Consider the following 2,691-nt stretch of genomic DNA (forward strand, 5'->3'; position numbering starts at 1 on the left):
GCTTGTCGCGGCGGAACCCGCCACGGTCGTTGTCACGACGCTCGAAGGAGCGGCCGCCACGGTCGTTGTCCCGACGGAAGCCACCACGGTCGTTGTCACGACGCTCGAAGGAACGACCACCACGGTCGCCGTCACGACGGTCGTCACGACGGTCGAAGCCACCACGCTCACCGTCGCGCCGGTCGTCGCGGCGGAACCCGCCACGGTCGCCGCGGTCGTTGTCACGACGCTCGTAGCCGCCGTGCCCGTTGCCCCGCTCCTCGCGGCGCTGACGCGGCTGGTCGTACGAGGAGCGCTCGTACGCCGGACGCTCGTGCACCGGCTCCTCGACGAGCGCGACCGGGGCCTCGACCGACGCCGTGCCGTCCGCCTCGACGGCGGCGACGGCGGTCTCCGAGGCCTCGGCGGCTGCGGCCGCGACAGCGGCCTCCGGGTCCTCGCCCCGCTCCCGGGCGGCACGCGCGGTCAGCCGGTCGGCCTCCTCGCGCAGCTCGCCGGCGCGGCGCGTGGCCCGCTCCAACTGCTTGGTGAGGTGAGCGACGTCACGCTCGGCCTGCTGCGCGGCGTTGCCGGCGGACTCGGCCTGGACCTCGGTCATCGACCGGGCGCCCGTGATCTCGGCGACCTCGGGGTCGAACGTCGAACCACCCTGGATGATGTGACGCCCGGCGTCGACGCCCGCGTCCTCCATCAGCCGGAAGATCTGGCGGCGCTGGTGCGGCAGGGAGAGGGACACGACGGTGCCCGTACGCCCGGCACGCGCCGTACGGCCGGCCCGGTGCAGGTAGTCCTTGTGGTCCCCGGCGGGGTCCACGTTGAGCACCAGGTCGATGCCGTCGACGTGGATGCCCCGGGCGGCGACGTCGGTCGCGACGAGCGCGTTGACGTAGCCCTTCTTGAAGTCCTCCAGCACCCGGGTACGCGCGCCCTGCGTCATACCGCCGTGCAGCGCGTCGGCCTTCACGCCGGAGTCGCACAGCTGCTCGGCGATACGGTCTGCACCGAGCTGGGTGCGGACGAAGATGATGGTGCGGCCCTTGCGGGAGGCGATCGCGGCGGTGACCGGCGCCTTGTCCTTGGGCTTCACGATCAGGATGTGGTGCGACATGGTCGTGACGTTGCCCTGGGCGCTGTCGACCTCGTGCGTGACCGGGTTGCTCAGGTAGCGCTTGACCAGCGTGGAGATCTCGTTCTCCATGGTCGCGGAGAACAGCATCCGCTGGCCGCCGGCCGGGACCTGGTCGAGCAGCTCGGTGACCTCGGGCAGGAAGCCCAGGTCCGACATCTGGTCGGCCTCGTCGAGGACGGCGATCTGGACGTTCTCGAGCGAGCAGGCACCGCGGTTGATGATGTCGCGGAGACGGCCGGGGGTGGCGACGAGGATGTCGACGCCGCGCTCCAGGGCGTAGATCTGGTTGCCCATCGACGTACCGCCGCAGACGACCTTCATCTTGAGGCCGAGGACGTCGCCGTACGGCTGGAGCGCGTCCGCGACCTGCATCGCGAGCTCACGGGTCGGGGTGAGGATGACGGCGCGCGGCTTGTGCTTCTCGGTGCGGCCGCCGGCGAGCGTCGCCAGGGTCGGCAGACCGAAGGAGAGGGTCTTGCCGGAGCCGGTGCGGCCTCGGCCGAGGATGTCCTTGCCGGCCAGGGCGTCCGGGATGGTCGCGGCCTGGATCGGGAAGGGGGTGGTCACGCCGTTCTGCGCGAGCTTGCGCACGACGCCCTCGGGGAGACCGAGGTCCGCGAAGGTGGCCTCGGGGGCCGCCGTCTCGACGGAGTCGTTCTCGCCGTTCTCGGGCACGACAACGTGATCAGTACTGGAAATGGACATGCGTATGCGAAACCTTCCGGAGTCTCGTCGGCACGCGCCCGTCAACTCCGTGATTCGCACACGACCGCCTCTATGCGGTCCGCCACGGCAAGGGAGAGTACGCGCCACACGGCGCGCTCTGTGGTGGCGCCGGGCAAATGGGATCAAACGATCTACCACCATACGCACCCACCACCCCTCAAGGCAAACTGAGCGGATATTCGCAGGTCAGGTGCAGCGCGGGAGATTCAGCGGGATGCAGGTGGAGGGCCCTGGCACGGTCTGCGGCCGGATCACGTGCGGGCGCCGGGGGCCATGCGATTGGTCACAGGGCCGCAGCCGCACAGGGGGCGCCGTGCCTCAGCGGAGTCCGCCGCGTTCCCCAATGTTCCCCACCACGTTCCCCACCGGAGCGCACGGTCGTCCACACCGACCGACGCCCTCCCTCCCCCGGACGCCCCTCCGGCCCAACCACCGGAGGCCTACGCCGTGTTCGGAGGCCTACGCCCTGTTCGGAGACCTACGCCGTGTTGCCCGCCTGCGGCGCCGGCTCCCGTTCCATCAGCTGCGCCCCCTGCTCGTGCGCGGACGACGACGGCTCGGCCGACGGCTCCGGCGACGGCGGGGGCTCCACCGGCTTCGTCGGTTCCGGCTCGGGCTGCTCCACCGTCGGCGTGGGAGTCGGCTCGTCCTTGGGCGGCTCGGGCTTCTCCGGCCGCTCCCCCTTCCCCTCGCCCTTGCCCTTGCCCCCCTTGGGCGGCGCCGCCTTGCCGGACGGCTCGGCGGCCCCGGACGCCGAAGCGGAGGCGGACGCGGACTCGGCGGCGGAGGGGTCGGGCGAGGCGGAGCCACGACGCCTGCCCTGCCCGGACTGGTAC

2 protein-coding genes are annotated in these 2,691 nt (G+C 71.8%); both read right to left on the reverse strand.

What is annotated here, in order from left to right:
* On the reverse strand, nt 1-1,834 hold a 1,834-nt coding region (locus P1P70_RS21655; RefSeq protein WP_319240275.1), incomplete at its 3' end, for a DEAD/DEAH box helicase.
* 499 nt (nt 1,835-2,333) lie between these two features.
* Nucleotides 2,334-2,691 (reverse strand): hypothetical protein (locus tag P1P70_RS21660; protein ID WP_319240277.1); only part of this gene is annotated, 358 nt, incomplete at its 5' end.

This window comes from Streptomyces sp. MB09-02B (assembly GCF_033794485.1).
Taxonomy (GTDB): Bacteria; Actinomycetota; Actinomycetes; order Streptomycetales; family Streptomycetaceae; genus Streptomyces.